General features: G+C 41.8%; 13 protein-coding genes. 5 read left to right on the top strand and 8 right to left on the bottom strand.

Annotated elements, in window-relative coordinates; all coding sequences use genetic code 11:
* Positions 1 to 645: 645 nt before the first annotated feature.
* Together INP51_RS00570 and INP51_RS00565 are read right to left on the bottom strand one after the other, a co-directional pair.
* Entirely contained in the window at positions 646 to 1,731 is a 1,086-nt protein-coding gene (locus INP51_RS00570) for a PucR family transcriptional regulator (RefSeq protein WP_193735833.1), read from the bottom strand.
* Between the two features lie 177 nt (positions 1,732 to 1,908).
* Complete coding sequence (locus tag INP51_RS00565; protein WP_193735832.1) at positions 1,909 to 3,021, bottom strand: ABC transporter ATP-binding protein; 1,113 nt, start codon at positions 3,019 to 3,021, stop codon at positions 1,909 to 1,911.
* A 348-nt stretch (positions 3,022 to 3,369) separates the two neighbouring features.
* Here INP51_RS00565 and INP51_RS00560 point away from each other — a divergent pair, with 348 nt between their 5' ends.
* The 3 genes from INP51_RS00560 (at position 3,370) to INP51_RS00550 (ending at position 7,632) form a co-directional block, all read left to right on the top strand.
* A complete protein-coding gene (locus INP51_RS00560) occupies positions 3,370 to 4,113 on the top strand; it encodes a YesL family protein (protein WP_193735831.1) in 744 nt (247 codons plus the stop codon).
* A gap of 160 nt (positions 4,114 to 4,273) precedes the next feature.
* Positions 4,274 to 5,944 (top strand): S8 family peptidase, encoded by a 1,671-nt coding sequence (locus INP51_RS00555; RefSeq protein ID WP_193735830.1) that lies wholly within the window; start codon positions 4,274 to 4,276, stop codon positions 5,942 to 5,944.
* Between the two features lie 14 nt (positions 5,945 to 5,958).
* A complete protein-coding gene (locus INP51_RS00550) occupies positions 5,959 to 7,632 on the top strand; it encodes a S8 family peptidase (RefSeq protein WP_193735829.1) in 1,674 nt (557 codons plus the stop codon).
* A 66-nt stretch (positions 7,633 to 7,698) separates the two neighbouring features.
* On the opposite strand, the gene INP51_RS00545 is transcribed toward INP51_RS00550, so the two are convergent.
* Both INP51_RS00545 and INP51_RS00540 read right to left on the bottom strand, forming a co-directional pair.
* The gene (locus INP51_RS00545) at positions 7,699 to 10,158 is read right to left on the bottom strand and encodes a sensor histidine kinase (RefSeq protein ID WP_193735828.1); all 2,460 of its coding nucleotides are present in this window, start codon (positions 10,156 to 10,158) and stop codon (positions 7,699 to 7,701) included.
* A gap of 12 nt (positions 10,159 to 10,170) precedes the next feature.
* A complete protein-coding gene (locus INP51_RS00540; RefSeq protein WP_193735827.1) occupies positions 10,171 to 10,866 on the bottom strand; it encodes a response regulator transcription factor in 696 nt (231 codons plus the stop codon).
* Between the two features lie 224 nt (positions 10,867 to 11,090).
* On the opposite strand from INP51_RS00540, the gene INP51_RS00535 reads away from it, so the two are divergent.
* Positions 11,091 to 11,354, top strand: a complete 264-nt coding sequence (locus INP51_RS00535) for a hypothetical protein (protein WP_193735826.1) — start codon at positions 11,091 to 11,093, stop codon at positions 11,352 to 11,354.
* Positions 11,355 to 11,416: 62 nt separating this feature from the next.
* Here the strand turns inward: INP51_RS00535 and INP51_RS00530 are convergent, their stop codons facing one another.
* The 3 genes from INP51_RS00530 to INP51_RS00520 all read right to left on the bottom strand — a co-directional run bounded on the left by INP51_RS00530 (position 11,417) and on the right by INP51_RS00520 (position 14,385).
* Positions 11,417 to 12,766, bottom strand: coding sequence for a glucose-6-phosphate isomerase (locus INP51_RS00530; RefSeq protein ID WP_193735825.1), 1,350 nt, complete (start codon positions 12,764 to 12,766; stop codon positions 11,417 to 11,419).
* 99 nt (positions 12,767 to 12,865) lie between these two features.
* Complete coding sequence (locus tag INP51_RS00525; protein WP_193735824.1) at positions 12,866 to 13,621, bottom strand: hypothetical protein; 756 nt, start codon at positions 13,619 to 13,621, stop codon at positions 12,866 to 12,868.
* 65 nt (positions 13,622 to 13,686) lie between these two features.
* Entirely contained in the window at positions 13,687 to 14,385 is a 699-nt protein-coding gene (locus tag INP51_RS00520; protein WP_193735823.1) for a 5'-methylthioadenosine/adenosylhomocysteine nucleosidase, read from the bottom strand.
* Positions 14,386 to 14,704: 319 nt separating this feature from the next.
* Between INP51_RS00520 and INP51_RS00515 the strand changes: the two genes are divergently transcribed.
* Entirely contained in the window at positions 14,705 to 14,941 is a 237-nt protein-coding gene (locus INP51_RS00515; RefSeq protein ID WP_193735822.1) for a TIGR03905 family TSCPD domain-containing protein, read from the top strand.
* Positions 14,942 to 14,999: 58 nt separating this feature from the next.
* Here INP51_RS00515 and INP51_RS00510 read toward each other — a convergent pair whose 3' ends face one another.
* On the bottom strand, positions 15,000 to 16,598 hold the full coding sequence (locus INP51_RS00510; protein WP_193735821.1) for an MBL fold metallo-hydrolase RNA specificity domain-containing protein: 1,599 nt from the start codon (positions 16,596 to 16,598) through the stop codon (positions 15,000 to 15,002).
* Between the last annotated feature and the right edge of the window lie 222 nt (positions 16,599 to 16,820).

Raw genomic sequence — 16,820 nt, 5'->3', positions numbered from 1 at the left:
ATATAATCGGTTTATCGTACTTCCAGTCAGACAAATCATATTAGATATCAGTATAAATATCTGTTATTCAACAAATTTAGATCCAACAAAAGATTAATCTATGGTCCAATGATATGTATACTTTCAATTTCAATGGTTGCCTGTCCTTTTTGATTTGTTTCTTTACACAAATCAAAACCTCTTCTTATCGTGGCATATATTCAATACAAGTACCGGCAGGATATACCTTTTATCTTTTGCTATTCCATTCAATCAGGGAAACTTATCACTCATATGATAAAGGTTTTCTAACAGGGGGTGCCGGGTAATGCCACTCTCGTATTGAATGCTAACCTCTAACTTGCCCAATGGAACCACCTCCTAAACATATCTGCTTTCTCCATCACTTACGATATATCTCATATGATTTTCTCGTCATCATATTCTTTTGTAAGCGATTCGAAAGGATGTAAGTTGTTTACTGTTTGTTTAACTGTATAATAGCAAATTTCTCTTCGTTTGTCAACATATTTATTGCATTTTTTAATATTGTTTTTCTTTTACTATTGTTTCTTTAAATTGTCTAAGTATTCTGGAAATTAAAAACGTTTTTTAAAAAGCAGCTATCATTCAGGAAAACTCCATCGGATAGCTGCCTTATCTCCTCTAATCTATGTTTCTCATATATTTCATATAACTTACCACCATCATTGCGATCTTGAAAGTCAACGCATCATCGAATACACGGATGTCCAAACCAGTGCTTCTCTCAAGTTTCTCAAGTCGGTATACCAAAGTGTTGCGGTGTACATATAGCTGGCGTGATGTCTCGGAAACGTTCAGGTTATTTTCAAAGAATTTATTGATTGTTGTCAAAGTCTCATCATCAAATGTATCCGGCAGATCTTCACCAAACACTTCTGTCATGAACATTTCGCAAAGAGGAATGGGAAGCTGATAGATCAGCCGACCAATTCCGAGTTTGCTGTATGGCACAACATTCTTTTCCGCATAGAAGATTTTCCCTACTTCAAGAGCCATCTTCGCTTCCTTATAAGATTTTGATACATCTTTAATCTCCGCTACCGGATTTCCATAGGAGATACGGACTTGTGACATTGCCTCAGCGTTTAGCATATCAACCAACATATGTGCTGTCTGCTTCATATCTTCGTCAGAATCGGTTTCTTTTAGCTCCTTGACGATGATAATACTGTGCTCTTCCACCTCAGTGACAAAATCTTTCGGGTGCGAAGCAAATATTGTTTTTACCGTCTCCATAGCTCCTGTATCTTTTTCATTCTTGGTCTCTATCATATAAACCAATCGGCGGGCCGCTGTATCAATCCGTAGTTTCTTTGCACGATTATATACATCAACCAAAAGCAGGTTGTCCAGCAAAAGATTCTGGATAAAATTATTCTTGTCGAGACGCTCTTTATACGCGATGATCAGATTCTGGATCTCACTCACGGCAACCTTTCCTATCATATAGGCATCGTCGCTGTTTCCCTTTGCAACAAGAACGTACTCTACATTCTGATTATCATTAACTTTAAAGAAATGATAATCAGAGATCACCTGGCTGTCAGCAGCCGAGTTTACAAAAGAATCAACGCCTTTAACATCGACTTCCATTTCTGGAAACGTGGTAGCAACTATACTTCCATCGGGATTTAATACACTCAAATCAATTCTTGTAATATTCTTTAATTCGTCTATTGTTTTCTGTAAAACTTGACTCGTAATCAAAATAGTCACATCCTTTCCTGCCGTTATACTCTGCCTTTTGCCTTTCTTTCATTCAGAGTTATTGGCATATAATTAAATATAACTTATTTTTTTAAAAGAATCAACACAAAATAAAAAAAGCACCGCATATACTGATCAAAGTCAGCAATGCGGTGTTCTCCTGCAGCTTTAAGATTATTAATTCGTAATTACAATTTCTGTCTCTTTGTCAAACATATGCACTTTTTCCATATCCAGTGCAAACTTAACAGTATCACCGGTTCTGGCTGTGGTGCGGGGATCAACACGTGCTGTCATCGGGAATCCTTCCAGCTCAAAATACAGATAAACCTCTGCACCAAGCAGCTCGTATACATTAATCTTTGCTTCTATCACGCTGTTCTTTGAAACTTCAACCATCATCTGAGAATCATTGACATTCTCAGGACGAATACCCATAATAACTGTCTTTCCATCATATCCGCCATCAATTAATGCTTTAGCCTTGGAAGCTGGAACCTTCAGCTTGTGGTCTCCGATCGTCGCATATACATCTTCCCCTTCAACGCTGATTTTAACATCAAGCATATTCATCTGCGGTGATCCGATAAATCCTGCAACGAAAGCGTTGCAAGGAGCATTATAAAGGTTCTGTGGAGTATCAACCTGCTGGATCACACCGTCTTTCATAACAACGATTCTGGTACCAAGGGTCATAGCCTCTGTCTGATCATGGGTTACATAGATAATAGTAGCTCCCAGTCTCTCATGCAGTTTTGAAATCTCTGTACGCATCTGAACACGAAGTTTTGCATCCAGGTTTGACAGCGGTTCATCCATCAAAAAGACTTTAGGATCACGCACGATTGCACGACCCATGGCAACACGCTGTCTCTGTCCACCGGAAAGAGCCTTCGGTTTACGGTCTAGCAGTTTCTCAAGATCCAAAATCTTAGCCGCCTCAGTTACCTGTTTTTTGATCTGATCTTTTGGAACTTTTCTAAGTTTCAGTCCAAATGCCATATTATCAAATACAGTCATATGAGGATACAGAGCGTAGTTCTGGAAAACCATGGCAATATCTCTGTCCTTGGGCTCTACATCATTCATTACTTTGTCGCCGATTTTCAGAGTTCCTTCTGTGATTTCCTCCAGACCTGCAATCATACGAAGGGTGGTAGATTTTCCACATCCTGATGGCCCTACAAAAATGATAAACTCTTTGTCTTCGATATCAAGATTAAAATCTTTTATCGCCTCAAACCCATTCGAATATTTCTTATAAATGTGCTCTAATGATAAGCTTGACATTTTCCTTTTCCTCCTAAAATTATTACAAGGGTTTTTATCCCTCTTTTATCTGCTGACACTAGTATACATAATTGCTTACTTTTACACCATGCCACTTTTACACAAACTTTGACAACCTCATTTGTCAAATCTGAATATCATGTATTAGTACCTTTTAAACTTCAGACAGATTGACCAAATATTTTTATTAATCGTATACAGATTGACGAAAGCTATTTTCTATTTGATTTTTTTTCCACTTTTCGTTATACTTGACAATAAGGCTTTAAAAACATTTTACATTTGGAGTAGTTTTTTGATATGGGGCTTGACCCTTACGTCACTATTTAGAAAAGAGGAAAGCAGACTATGGGCGGTATTTTTAGTATTGACAGTAAATTTTCCCAAGTTATGAGCAGATTGTTCGATTTGATGATCCTGAATTTTATCTTTATTGTCTTGTGTATTCCAATTGTTACAATTGGGGCGAACATAACAGCTATGTATTACGTAACAATTAAGATGGTACGGAATGAAGATTCCTATGTGTTCAAAAGTTATTTCAGATCTTTCAAAGAGAATTTTAAACAGTCAACCATTATCTGGCTGATCATGCTGGCAATCGGTCTGTTTTTAGGTGCTGATATCTATCTTGTGAACAACGTAATGAAAGGTGCAATAACGAATATCAGATATGTATTTTACTTTTTAATCCTGATCTACGCTTTTGTGCTCCTATATGTATTCCCATCGCAGAGCAGATTTTACAACACGATCAAACATACTTTTACCAATTCATTATTATTTTCAATACGTCATCTGCCCTATACGATTTTAATTCTGGCAATTATTATAGCCCCTCCTGTGATCTGCCTGTATGCGCCGGGAAATGTATTTTCTTTCTACTTGATGTTTATATTCCTTTTTGGATTCTCTGGCATAACCTACATTAATTCAATTTTCTTTAACAAGATTTTTGCAAACTATATGCCTCCAGATGAAGATCTGGAACAATCTGAAGATGAAGTCATCGCTCATATGAGCGAACTTGATGTGAAACAGGATGAACCTGATCAGATCGAACAGGATCCAAAAGACCAGAATCAAAACTGAATGTGTTTATCCCGATGTCCGCAGCCGGTAAACCGGCTGCGGACATTTTTTTTCATATTCACAATAGAAGAAACATAAAGTGTTATAAAGTCAAAACACAAGTGCACTGTCGCATGGATCTTTTAACGGCCTGCACTGTGATACAACAGGAGCATATGAAATGGAAAAAATATTGGACGAACAATATTATGATCTGGTCGTAAATAATTCCTCGCTTACTCCAGATTTGAGTGCGAATATCACTCCAATCAATGAACGCGAATCCATATTACATGTATATAGAGGCAATACCACTGATATGTGTACCGTCGGAAAATATCTATACCATAACTTTCCGACCTTTTTAACCTTAACTTCCCTGATCAGTCTTAACAGATCGGGCGTACAGAGCATCCAGTCCAACCCTTACCTGGCCCTGTTCGGACAAGGCGTATTGGTAGGATTCATAGATACCGGAATTACATACCAGCATCCTGCATTCTTACACTCTGACGGAAGCACACGAATCGCCAGAATATGGGATCAGACCATTCAGGACGGTCCGCCCCCTCTGAATTATACTTACGGAACTGAATACACGGCGGAAAACATCAACCTTGCCCTGGAAAGTGATTCTCCTCTGTCTGTCGTTCCTTCTACCGATACCAATGGACACGGTACAGCAGTTGCCAGCGTTGCCGCCGGAAGTATCGACGAAGAGAATTCTTTCAGTGGTGTGGTTCCCGAATCTGATCTTCTTGTAGTTAAATTAAAAGAAGCAAAACAAAATCTAAGAGAATTATTTCTTGTGCCCTCCGAAGCAGTCTGTTATCAGGATTCCGATGTGATGCTGGCAATTCGCTATCTTGTTTCGACCGCATCCTTGCTGAACCGTCCACTTGTCATATGTATCGCACTGGGAAGCTCTCAAAACGGCCACGACGGCGAAGGATCCACCAATACATATCTGGATTACCTGACGCAAAGTCCCCAAATCGGGGTATCCTGTGCCGCCGGTAATGAAGGCAGCAACCGACGTCACTATTATGGTTCGGTCACCGCACCCCCTTATCAGGATGAAATCGAGCTTCAGATAAGTGCACGTGACACTATGTTCTCTATGGAAATCTGGTCTAACAGTCCTGCAGTATTGACTGTCGAGATCATCTCACCCCTGGGTGAATCCACACAGATCATATACCCCAGAATCAATAACTGTTCTGTCTATACTTTTACGAGATCTCAGGCTGTCGTCTGGGTTAATAATTATCTTCTGGAACAGGAATCCGGCAGTCAGTTCATACTGATACGTCTCAGGAATCCGAATGAAGGTGTATGGAGCTTCCGGGTGCAGAATATAAACAACGAAAATTATACATTTCACTCCTGGCTTCCTTCCGGTGATCTGATATCAAACGATACTTACTTTGTTCAATCCTCACCGTCCACAACAATCACCTCACCAGGTAATGCTGAACACGTTATGACGATTACCGCTTATAATCAAAACAACGATACAATCCTGTTAAATTCAAGCAGAGGATATACAAGAACCGGTATCGTAAAACCAAATCTGGCTGCTCCTGGTTTTGAACTGACCTGTGCGGTCAATTCCGGAGGATATGGTTCCTATACCGGGACAGGTGCCGCCGCCGCACATGCAGCCGGGATTATGGCTATGTTATTCGAATGGGGTATAGTTCGGGGAAATTATACACAGGTCACTGGAAACGACATTTCCAATCTGCTGATGTGGGGAGCACAGTGCACGATATCCAGTATCTATCCGAACAACATCTGGGGATATGGGACGATAGATCTGCAAAATTTGTTTGACAAGTTAAGTTTTTGAGAGGAGATCATCACATGGCAAAGATCCTTGATGAGCAATACTATGACCTGATTTTTAACAATACTGTCCTGCCCCAGACAGCTGCAGATGATGATATCACTCCGATGAACGAACGCGAGTCTATTCTTCATGTGTACAGAGGCGATACGACGGATATGTGTATGATAGGAAGATATCTATACCATAATTTTCCGACTATCTACACACTTTGCTCGCTAATCAGCCTTCAGCAGTCCGGAATACAAAGCGTACAGCTGAACCCTTATCTTTCCCTGTTTGGGCAAGGTACACTGATTGGCATCATAGATACCGGAATTGATTACCAGCATCCTGCCTTTTTAAACAGAGACGGAACCACTCGTATCGTCTCAATCTGGGATCAGACAATTCAGAACGGTCCTGCCCCTGGAAATTTTGGGTACGGAACAGAATACAACGCCGACAGTATTAACTACGCTCTGAGAAGTGCAAACCCTCTTTCCACGGTTCCTACAGTAGACGAAAACGGCCATGGAACTGCCGTTGCAAGTATTGCCGCCGGTAACACCGATACGGTTAACAACTTCAGTGGCGTTGTTCCGGATGCAGGTCTGGTTGTCGTTAAACTAAAAGAGGCCAAACAAAATATCAGGGAATTATTCCTGGTTCCCGATAATGTCACTTGTTATCAGGAGACAGACTTATTGCTTGGGATCCGTTATCTCATAGAAACTGCAGATTTTATGAATCGACCGATCTCTATCTGTTTTGCTCTGGGCAATTCTCTGAATGGTCATGACGGCGAAGGTTCTATGAGTGACTATCTCGATTATCTGATCCAGAATCCCTGGATCGGAATATCGTGTTGTGCCGGTAATGAGGGAAATGCCCGCCGCCATTACTACAGTAACATAACAAATGCCCCCTACTCCGAGGAGTTTGAACTTCGGGTGGGAAACGAAGATCACATGTTTTCCATGGAAATATGGCCAAACGCACCAGCTGTCCTGACTATTGAAGTTGTTTCTCCGACCGGTGAGACTACGCAGATGATTTACCCGCGAATCATGGAATGTGTCCCTTACAGTTTTACAAGATCCTCCAGCGAGCTCTGGGTTAATAACATACTCCTGGAACAAGAGAGTGGTAATCAGTGTATCCTGATCCGCATACGTAATCCGGTTGAGGGAGTCTGGATCTTTAGAGTTTCGAATATAAACAGCGAGGACTTCTCCTATCATGCATGGCTTCCATCGGGGAATCTGATTTCGGGAGGAACTTATTTTCTGCAGTCCTCGCCTGACACAACGATTACATCCCCCGGTAATGCAAAACATCTGATAACCGTAACGGCATACAATCAAAACAGCAACAGTGTCCTGATTGAATCCGGAAGAGGATACAGCAGAACCGGGAAGGTCAAGCCGACACTCGCCGCTCCCGGTTTTGAACTTACGTGTGCAGCCCCTCTTGGCAGTTACTCCTCTTACACAGGAACCGGTGCGGCGGCGGCTCAGACATCGGGAATTGTAGCCATGATTTTAGAGTGGGCAGTGATCCGGGGGAATTATTCCCAGATCACAGGAAATGATATCAGTAATATGCTGCAGCGCGCAGCTCAGCGCAATGAGGCCCTGACGTATCCAAACAACATCTGGGGCTATGGAATGGTTAATGTTAATAACCTGTTTGACAGCCTCTCTCTTTAAACTTTACGCTGCATAAAAGACCAGGTGTATAATACTAGGGTCCCAAGGGGCTGTCGCACTAAGTAATTAGTGTGGCAGCTCCTTTACTTCGTCGAAGGACAGCGTAACTTTAAAGAGATCGCCATCCAGATAGATATGAAAGGTGCCACGAAGGAGACGAGTCAGCTCAGAAGCGATAGACAATCCCAGACCACTTCCTTCTGTTTTACGTGCCACGTCCCCTCTGATAAAGCGTTCCGTCAGTTCATCTGCCTCAAAGTTCAGGGGATTTTCAGAGATATTTTTCATGGAAAAGATAATCTTTCCCTGATCTCTCCTTGTCTCAACGTATACCCTGGTCCCCGGCATCCCATACTTCACCACGTTACTGTACAGATTTTCCAGAACCCTCCACATATGCCGGCTGTCAGCGGATATACACAATGCATCTGTGGTAAGTGTCGGCACAATACTTAGACGGCTCTTCTTAAACTTCTCATCAAATTCACCGTTCATCTGCTGCACCAGTTCATTCAGGTTAATCGTAATAAACTCAAGCTTAACATTTCCCGAACTTACCTTTGATGCTTCCACCAGATCTTCTGTCAGCTGCTTCAGCCTCCAAGATTTAGAAACAAGAACATCAATATAACCTTTAATTTTGGGATCCTGAAAATTCTCTCTTTTTAACAAATCAACATAGTTGATAATTGATGTCAGCGGAGTTTTTATATCATGTGAGACATTTGTAATCAGATCCGCTTTGAGACGCTCACTCTTAAGTTTATCCGAGATTGCAGCCGAGAGCCCGTCTCCGACATGATTGACTGTCTCCGCAAGTTTCAGATTATCCCCACTTAAATCCGTCACATCAACTTTATATTCCAGATCTCCGGAACCGATTCTTTCAAGTCCTTCTAAGACCCGCTTTTTCTCTTCCGCTTTTTTCATCAGATAAAGCAGAACCAGTGCATCGAGCAGCATACAAAAAAAGAAAAATACCCAGGAACGTGAAATAATAAGGATCGCGTTCACCCCGATAAACACGCCGTATACAAGGATCATCTTTGTAGATGTTTTCCCTCTTTTGTAAATACCTCCTCCTAAATCTGCAATTTTTTTGACCAGGCTCTGCTCCCAGAGATTATGAGCCTTGATTCTGCGCACGATACTTGAATAGATCAAAAGGAATACCGCATAGCATAGTGCAGCAACCAGTGCACTTAAGACATACACCCACATAGAACGTTCATACGAGGTTATTTCATCAATCAGGAATGCCGGCCCAATAGCCAATCCGATCATGGCAAGGATCCCAACTGCCAGGCCAATCTCCGTCGGAATTTTATCGAGCCAGTACAGATGTATCTCGGCGTGATAAGGATTTTTTCCCGCTTGAATTGTCCCAAGTATTAATAAGAGCATCCACAAAAAAATGGATATTATTCCAAGTACAACAAGTACCTGTGCATACGGCATAAAATTGTCAAGCATTCTGGCTGTCCTGTACAATTCATCATGTTCCGGATATGCCTTATTCATCCCCAGATATACCATCTCATCCGTATCCAGAACCGGATTATCCGATAGAATATCACTTAAGTATCTTCCGGCCTCGTTGTCCGGATACTCTCTGCCTTGATTATCTATCATGCCCTGCTGTCTGTTGTAGCAAATATACTGATCCCCTTCAGGTTCAATCTTTGATATATCCTTCAGATCTTTCCACTCTGGAACATTTGTATAGACATGCCCATTGCCGGCTTTTAGAAAAAATCTGAAATTAGAATTATTGAAACAAGAAGTATTGCTCAATATCCTCATAGTATCTGTGTAACGATCCATAGAGATAGTAAGCTGCTCATAAAGTTCCTGAAGCGAGACAGTATCCTTATTTTTCGCTGCGTACTCTGCAAGCGTCTCCCCGGCAGCGGTCTTCTGTCCCTTTGCTTCTTCCAAAGCCTTCCCGTTCTTAAACATATAGATAAATTTATCTGAAAATGAATCAATATCTGCACCGGAAAGCTCTTCAATTCTCTTTATGGCAGCTTTTGTTTCCGGTGTTTCGAAATCAACGCCTTTTGGGTCATAATAGTAGCTCTGTGAAAGTTCGTTTAATTCATCTGCAATTTGGGTCTTGGACATTTTTTCAAGCTGTCCTAAGGTGTAAGATGTCTCCCGGTTAAAAGAACTTTCATCCATCATCTGAGCATGCGGTTCCCAAATCTCGTCATGCATAATGTCAACAACTACCTCCTGATTAATTTTCCCGTCTGTTTTAAATCGTTCAGAAAGCCGGATTATATTGCCCACCTTTGACAGATAATCATCCATCTTTTCCCCTGCTGCCTGGGTCTCGTAGAAGTGTGCCTTCGTCCCTAAATCATTCAAAGTCCAACCGCTGTTGTGCAGAAGAAGTAAAATAGCAGCTGAAAAAGCGAAGATAAAGATACACAGTACCTGTAAGACTCCGACAACTATTTTGGAGGGGATTCCAAAGAATCCATTCTTTCCCTTTTTGGCATTCCCCGTATTCGATTCTTGCATAGATGCTCCTTCCTATAATTTTTCGATCTTGTATCCGATTCCCCATACTACCTTGAGATAGCGCGGCTCCTTCGGATTAATCTCAATTTTTTCACGAATATGACGGATGTGGACGGCGACTGTGTTATCTGCTCCAATTGCCTCCTCATTCCAAATTTGTTCATAAATCTGCTCTATGGAGAAGACCCGGCCTGGGTTTTTGACCAACAACAAAAGAATATTATATTCAATGGGTGTTAATTTTACTTGTTCTCCGTCTACACTGACCTCTTTTAAATCATCGTTGATTACGATTCCTCCGGCCTGACAGACATTCCCGCCTTCTGCAGCTGCAATATTACCAAGTTTTGTATATCGACGCAGATGTGACTTCACTCTGGCAACAAGCTCCAGCGGATTAAAAGGCTTCGTCATATAGTCGTCCGCACCGATATTAAGTCCCAGAATCTTATCCACATCCTCTGATTTTGCAGACAGGATGATTATTGGAATGGAACTCTTTTCACGCACTTTAAGAGTTGCATGTATTCCGTCCATCCTCGGCATCATGACGTCTATGATTAGAAGATGGACTTCCTCTCTTTCCAGAATCTGTACTGCGGAAAGTCCATCATAAGCTTTCAAAACATGATACCCTTCCTGACTTAGATAAATCTCTATTGCATTCACAATCTCTTTGTCATCATCACATACCAGTATATTCATCATATCTTTCACCTCATTTTTAATCATGCTTCATTCATTATAGCTTAAAACCACTCTGTTTACCATCTTATGATATCAGGGATTTCTTTACTATTACCTCGGAAATATATTAAGATTTTCGAAAGAATCAGATTCAAAAGGGTTTTAAAGTTGTGAATTTCATGCTAACATAAAAAGCAGAATCAGATTTTTGCAAAGACCGCAAAGACATAGAAAGGATTTTGGACATGTTTCGAATATGGGGAAAGATCATAAAGGACAATAAGATGAAAAAAGACCAGACGATCTTAAACGAGACGGATGACACCAGAACGCACAAGATATTTGATGCCGTCTATGAGATGTGTGATAACTGGGACTTAAGTAAACCAATTTGGCTTGACAGTAATATTTCAGAGTTTAAAGAATTATCGAAAACAAGATTCGGACAGGATAACTTTATTGAGAACATCGATTTTGATTACCTGGAGATACAGGTAATAGAGGAGTAAAACTTAGGTAGAAGGGCTGCCGCCTTAAGTACGGCAGCCCCGCTTATGAATGTAACGCGTTATCAAAGCCTTTTTTGCAGTTCTTCACGTTCCTTTTCATATCCCTGTTTGCCAAGAAGTGCGAACATGTTCTTTTTATAGCTCTCTACACCCGGCTGATTGAAAGGATTCACACCAGATATATATCCACTGACACCACATGCAAACTCAAAGAAATAGAAAAGTTGTCCAAGATAAAACTCGTTCTGCTCCGGAATATCAATTCTCAGGTTCGGCACATTGCCGTCTGTATGTGCCAGAATTGTTCCATTCATGGCACTCTTATTGACAAAGTCTACGGTCTTTCCGGCCAGATAATTGAGTCCGTCCAGATCTACGGGTTCTTCTTTTAACTCTAACGAAACTTTCGACTGCTCAATATTTAATACCGTTTCAAACATAATTCTGGAGCCGTCCTGAATGAACTGCCCCATGGAGTGGAGATCAGTAGTCAGATCTACAGATGCAGGAAAGATGCCTTTTTGGTCTTTCCCCTCGCTCTCGCCAAAGAGCTGCTTCCACCATTCAGCAAGATAATGGAGACTCGGTTCATAGTTGGCCAATATCTCCACAGATTTCCCCTTTCTATGAAGGATATTGCGGACTGCCGCATATTTTAATGCATCATTTTCTTCATATGGCAGAGCAAGTGCCCTTTTACGTTCACTTGCTGCCCCTTCCATCAATTGATCTATGTCGGCACCACTTACTGCAATTGGAAGCAGACCTACTGCGGTCAGCACGGAGAATCGTCCCCCAACGTCATCCGGAACGACAAAAGTCTCATAACCTTCTTCGTCGGATAAATTCTTTAATGCTCCCTTTGCCTTGTCAGTGGTGGCATATATTCTTTTTGCTGCTTCTTTTCTCCCGTATTTTTTCTCCAGGATCTCCTTAAAAATACGGAATGAAATTGCCGGTTCTGTTGTAGTCCCGGACTTTGAAATGATATTTACAGAAAAATCTCTATCTCCGACCACATCAATCAGCCCCTGAATATAATTGCTGCTGATGCTGTTACCCACGTAGTAGATTTCAGGAGTTTTTCGCTGCTGCTCTGTGATATTGTTATAGAATCCATGCCGCAAAAATTCTATTGCTGCCCTGGCTCCCAGATAAGAACCTCCGATTCCTATAACAAGCAGCACTTTGGAATCCCCCTGTATTTTTTTTGCTGCTTTTTTGATACGGGCAAATTCCTCTTTGTCATAATTGACTGGAAGGTCAACCCATCCAAGAAAATCATTCCCCTGTCCGTTTTTTGATGTCAGGACTTCTTTTGCACTATTTGCAATCTGCTCAAATGATGCAGTTTCCTCATCACGGATAAACTTTACTGCCTTTGAATAATCGAACTTACACTTATTCTCCATGTGTTGTGGTATCTCCTTTTTATATGGATTTAAAATCATCAGGCTAAGCTTAGTTTAGCAAACCAGGGGTTTCCAGTCAAGACAGGTCTTTGCCCTATATCAGTTCATATATTCGCGGATCACCTCCCGAAACAGCGTCTCCTCTTCGGGAGTCAGGACCCCTGCAAACCGACTGTCCGATGCGGCAGCTTCACGGATTCCTTTCTCAATCTGGGTGATCTGCTCTTCCATATTAGTATTTGACTGTTCCTGCCGCCTTTCTTTCTTTTTCCTGATACTTTCCCGTTCCTGTACCGTGGCCGGAAAGACCTCCGGCTGAGCTCTTTCTCTTGCCCGGCCTTTGATATTCTCAAAATAGTTCCTCCAGGCGTCAACCAAAAGATCTTCCTTATCTGGCTGATTCTGGCAAAATTTAATCATCAAGATTCCACACGCGATGGCACCTGCAAGCAGGCCATGCCTCCATAACACATAAGTTTCATAATGATACTTCAACACTGTATAACCGGCCAGTGCGAATAACAAACCACAGATACACAGCGAAAGATTTGCTCCCTGATGTAAACGCCCAACGTGAGTGCCTGCCCCTCGTGCTTCGGCAAGTTTTACACGAATATAAGAATCCGGATCTTCCAGAAGTTTATTCTTGCTTTCTTCCAGAACACTGCTTGTCCACTTACTTTTCGGCTTATCTTTTCTCTTCAGGTCGCCCAGCGCCCTATTATAAAAATGATTACTCCAGAACAGACACCATACTCCCATGATGCCTGCCGCTATCATACCGTATTGAAATAATTTCATATCAATGCATGTCTGCAGCATTAATGATACCCCCTTACGTTTTGGTACTGTCATTATATACCGCAAATGCTGTTTTTTGCATAAAAATCGTTCGTCAAATCACGACAGGTTCTTCGGGTTTATAGTCTTTTCACCATATTCTCCACTAACTTGACACAATGTTCGATGGCTTCCCGCTCGAATGTTGGATAATCCATGGAAGCACTGTCGTCAGCTTTATCGGAGATCGCTCTTATAACCAGGTATGGAATCCTGTTAAGATATGCCGCCTGTGCAATAGCCGCTCCTTCCATCTCCGTACAGAAACCGTCAAAATCATGAATAATGCGCTCTTTCAATTCTTTGTCGGCGACAAACTGATCTCCACTTACCACTCTGCCTTTGAATACAGAGATCTCAGGATTCACCTCCCTGCAGGCATCACAGGCAGCCTCAATCAGCTTATCATCCGCCGGAAATGATAAAACAGCAAGTCTTGGAATCTGTCCTTTGGGATATCCAAAATTTGTTGCATCCATATCATGCTGGAGTGCATCCGTTGACACCACGATATCCCCGATATTGATTTCTTTTTTCAAAGACCCAGCTATTCCCGTATTAATCACTGCATCTACATTATAATCATCAGCCAGAATCTGCGTGCAGATACCGGCATTTACTTTTCCAATTCCAGATCTGACAACCACAACATTCTTTCCATTTAGTCTTCCTCTGTTGAATTCCATAGAGGCCTTCGTCCCTACCTTTACCTCTGTCATATGCTCTTTTAATCTGACAACCTCTTCTTCCATTGCCCCAATAATACCAATTACATTCATTCGAACTTTTTGTTACCTCCTGTATTTTACACTGGAATCATTTCTGTAAAAATGATATGATACTAGGGTCAAAAGGTCATGCGTTTCATGCTCGCATGAAAAAGCATGACCTTGGGACCCGTAAAAACATGAGAAAGCAACCCGATTAGGGTGTATTTCGAATGTTTGTAGGATTACGTGAGCACAAAGTGCGGAGTAATCCGTGTATCATATGGGGTCAAATTACTTTTGACCCCAACATCATGATATAGTAGAAATGCTCTGTAAAGAGTTTATCACGGCAAATCATTTTTTACAACTGTACGAGGAGGCCATCATTATGGTATATAAGACACATGGAACCTGCAGCAAAGAAATCACCTTCGACCTTACAGGCGGCAAAGTAAGAAATGTCACATTCACCGGAGGATGTAACGGAAATTTAAAAGGGATCTGTTCTCTGGTAGATGGCATGGATGTAAAAACAGCTATTGAAAAGTTAGAAGGAATTCAGTGCGGAACGAAGCATACATCCTGTCCTGACCAACTGGCACAGGCATTAAAGCAGGCAATCTAAGCAATCCACCATAAAGTGTCCGGTTCATTGAAGCCGGGCACATATTATCCTTAATCTTTTATCTGTCCCATTTATCACAAAGACTGTTAATTTGATCGGCGAATTTAGACAGATCTTTATTAGCTCCGCCTTCATTTCGGCGGATGACGCCAAGAAGCCTTTCCCCTGCAGCTTTAAGTCTTTCATACACGGAGTTCTTCTTCGCACTTTTCTTCGATCTTTCCAGACGAACAGGCACCGGTGTCTCTACAATCTTGTTTTCCCTCAAGTCATAAATGGTACCACTATAAGGTGCCATCGCATCATATTGAAGTTCACGTGAAAGTCTCTCCCGGAAAAATTCGGTAACCTGATCCTCTCCGTGCGTAACAAATACATGATCCGGCCTGTTTTCGAAAGAGGACGCCCATCTCATAAGTCCTTCCTGATCGGCATGACCACTTGTTCCGGGCAGTACCTGAATCTTCGCATTCACCTGAACCGGCTCCCCAAAAAGGCGGATACTTTTTGCTCCTTCTGTCAGTGCCCTTCCGGGCGTTCCCACTGACTGATAACCCACGAACAATATCGTGCTCTCTTTTCTCCAGAGGTTATGTTTCAGGTGATGTTTCACACGACCGGCATCACACATACCGCTTGCAGATATAATTACCTTAGGTTTGGAATCAAAATTGATGTTCTTTGATTCCCCTGCAGTGATGGAAAGACGCAGGCCGGGAAAACTAATCGGGTTAATTCCTTTTCTGATCAATTCAGATGTCTCTTCATCAAAGCAGCTGATGTCCGATTCATGGAAGATATGTGTAGCTTCAACTGCAAGGGGACTGTCCACATAAACCTCAAAATCGGGAAATACTGTGACCAGTCTCTGCTCTTTCATCTGACGGATGAAAAAAAGCATCTCCTGGGTTCTTCCAACCGCAAAAGAAGGGATAACAACATTTCCGCCTTTTGCAAAGGTTTCCTGAAAGACCCCGGCCAGTGCTGTTACATAATCCGTTACCCGCTGATGACTTCTGTTACCATATGTTGATTCCATAACAACATAATCCGCCTGTTTAACATAAACAGGATCTTTAAGCAGCGGCTGATTCAGATTCCCAATATCTCCGGAAAAAACAATCTTCTTCGTCACCGTATCTTCCGTGAGCCAAAGTTCAATGCTAGCCGATCCCAGCAGATGACCCGCATCTGTAAAACGAATCTTTATTCCCTCTTCTACATCGATGACTCGATTATAGGGAAATCCTCTTATATTTTCAATCAACCCTATGGCATCTTGCAGGGTGTAAGGAGGAATATATTCTTCTTTTCCCTGTCTTTTATTTTTTCTGTTTCTCCATTCAGCCTCAGACATTTGTATGTGTGCACTGTCACGAAGCATGATATCGCAGAGATTTCTGGTCGCCGCCGTAGCATAGACCGGTCCCCGGAAACCTTTTGCATAGAGTGCCGGAAGATTTCCGGAGTGATCAATATGTGCATGAGTTAATAAAACAAAATCAAGTTCTGATGCAGGAATCGGCAGCGGCTTATTCTCAAAGATATTGGGTCCTTGCTCCATTCCACAATCAACCAGGAATCGTTTCCGGCAAGCTTCAAGATAATAACAACTTCCGGTCACTTCATGTGCTGCACCTAAAAAAGTAATTAACATCGTGTTGTCTCCCTTCTATAGTCCGCTTTATAGTCTATTCCATCAGAAGCTTCCGATAGATTAATTGCTTCCGATAATTTAATTATAACGCATTGACAGTCAAATTCCAGAACAAAAGCAGACAATACTACCGATATTGATATCGGATATCCATTGTCTGCCTTTTTCGTGTGTTTGGAACGGAACTGAAGCACGCCCTGCTACATTTCCTGATGCCTGTGG

Source organism: Blautia liquoris (assembly GCF_015159595.1).
GTDB classification, from domain to species: domain Bacteria; phylum Bacillota; class Clostridia; order Lachnospirales; family Lachnospiraceae; genus Novisyntrophococcus; species Novisyntrophococcus liquoris.
The sequence above is the reverse complement of the archived record's forward strand: the minus strand, read 5'-3'. Positions and strand labels throughout refer to the sequence as shown.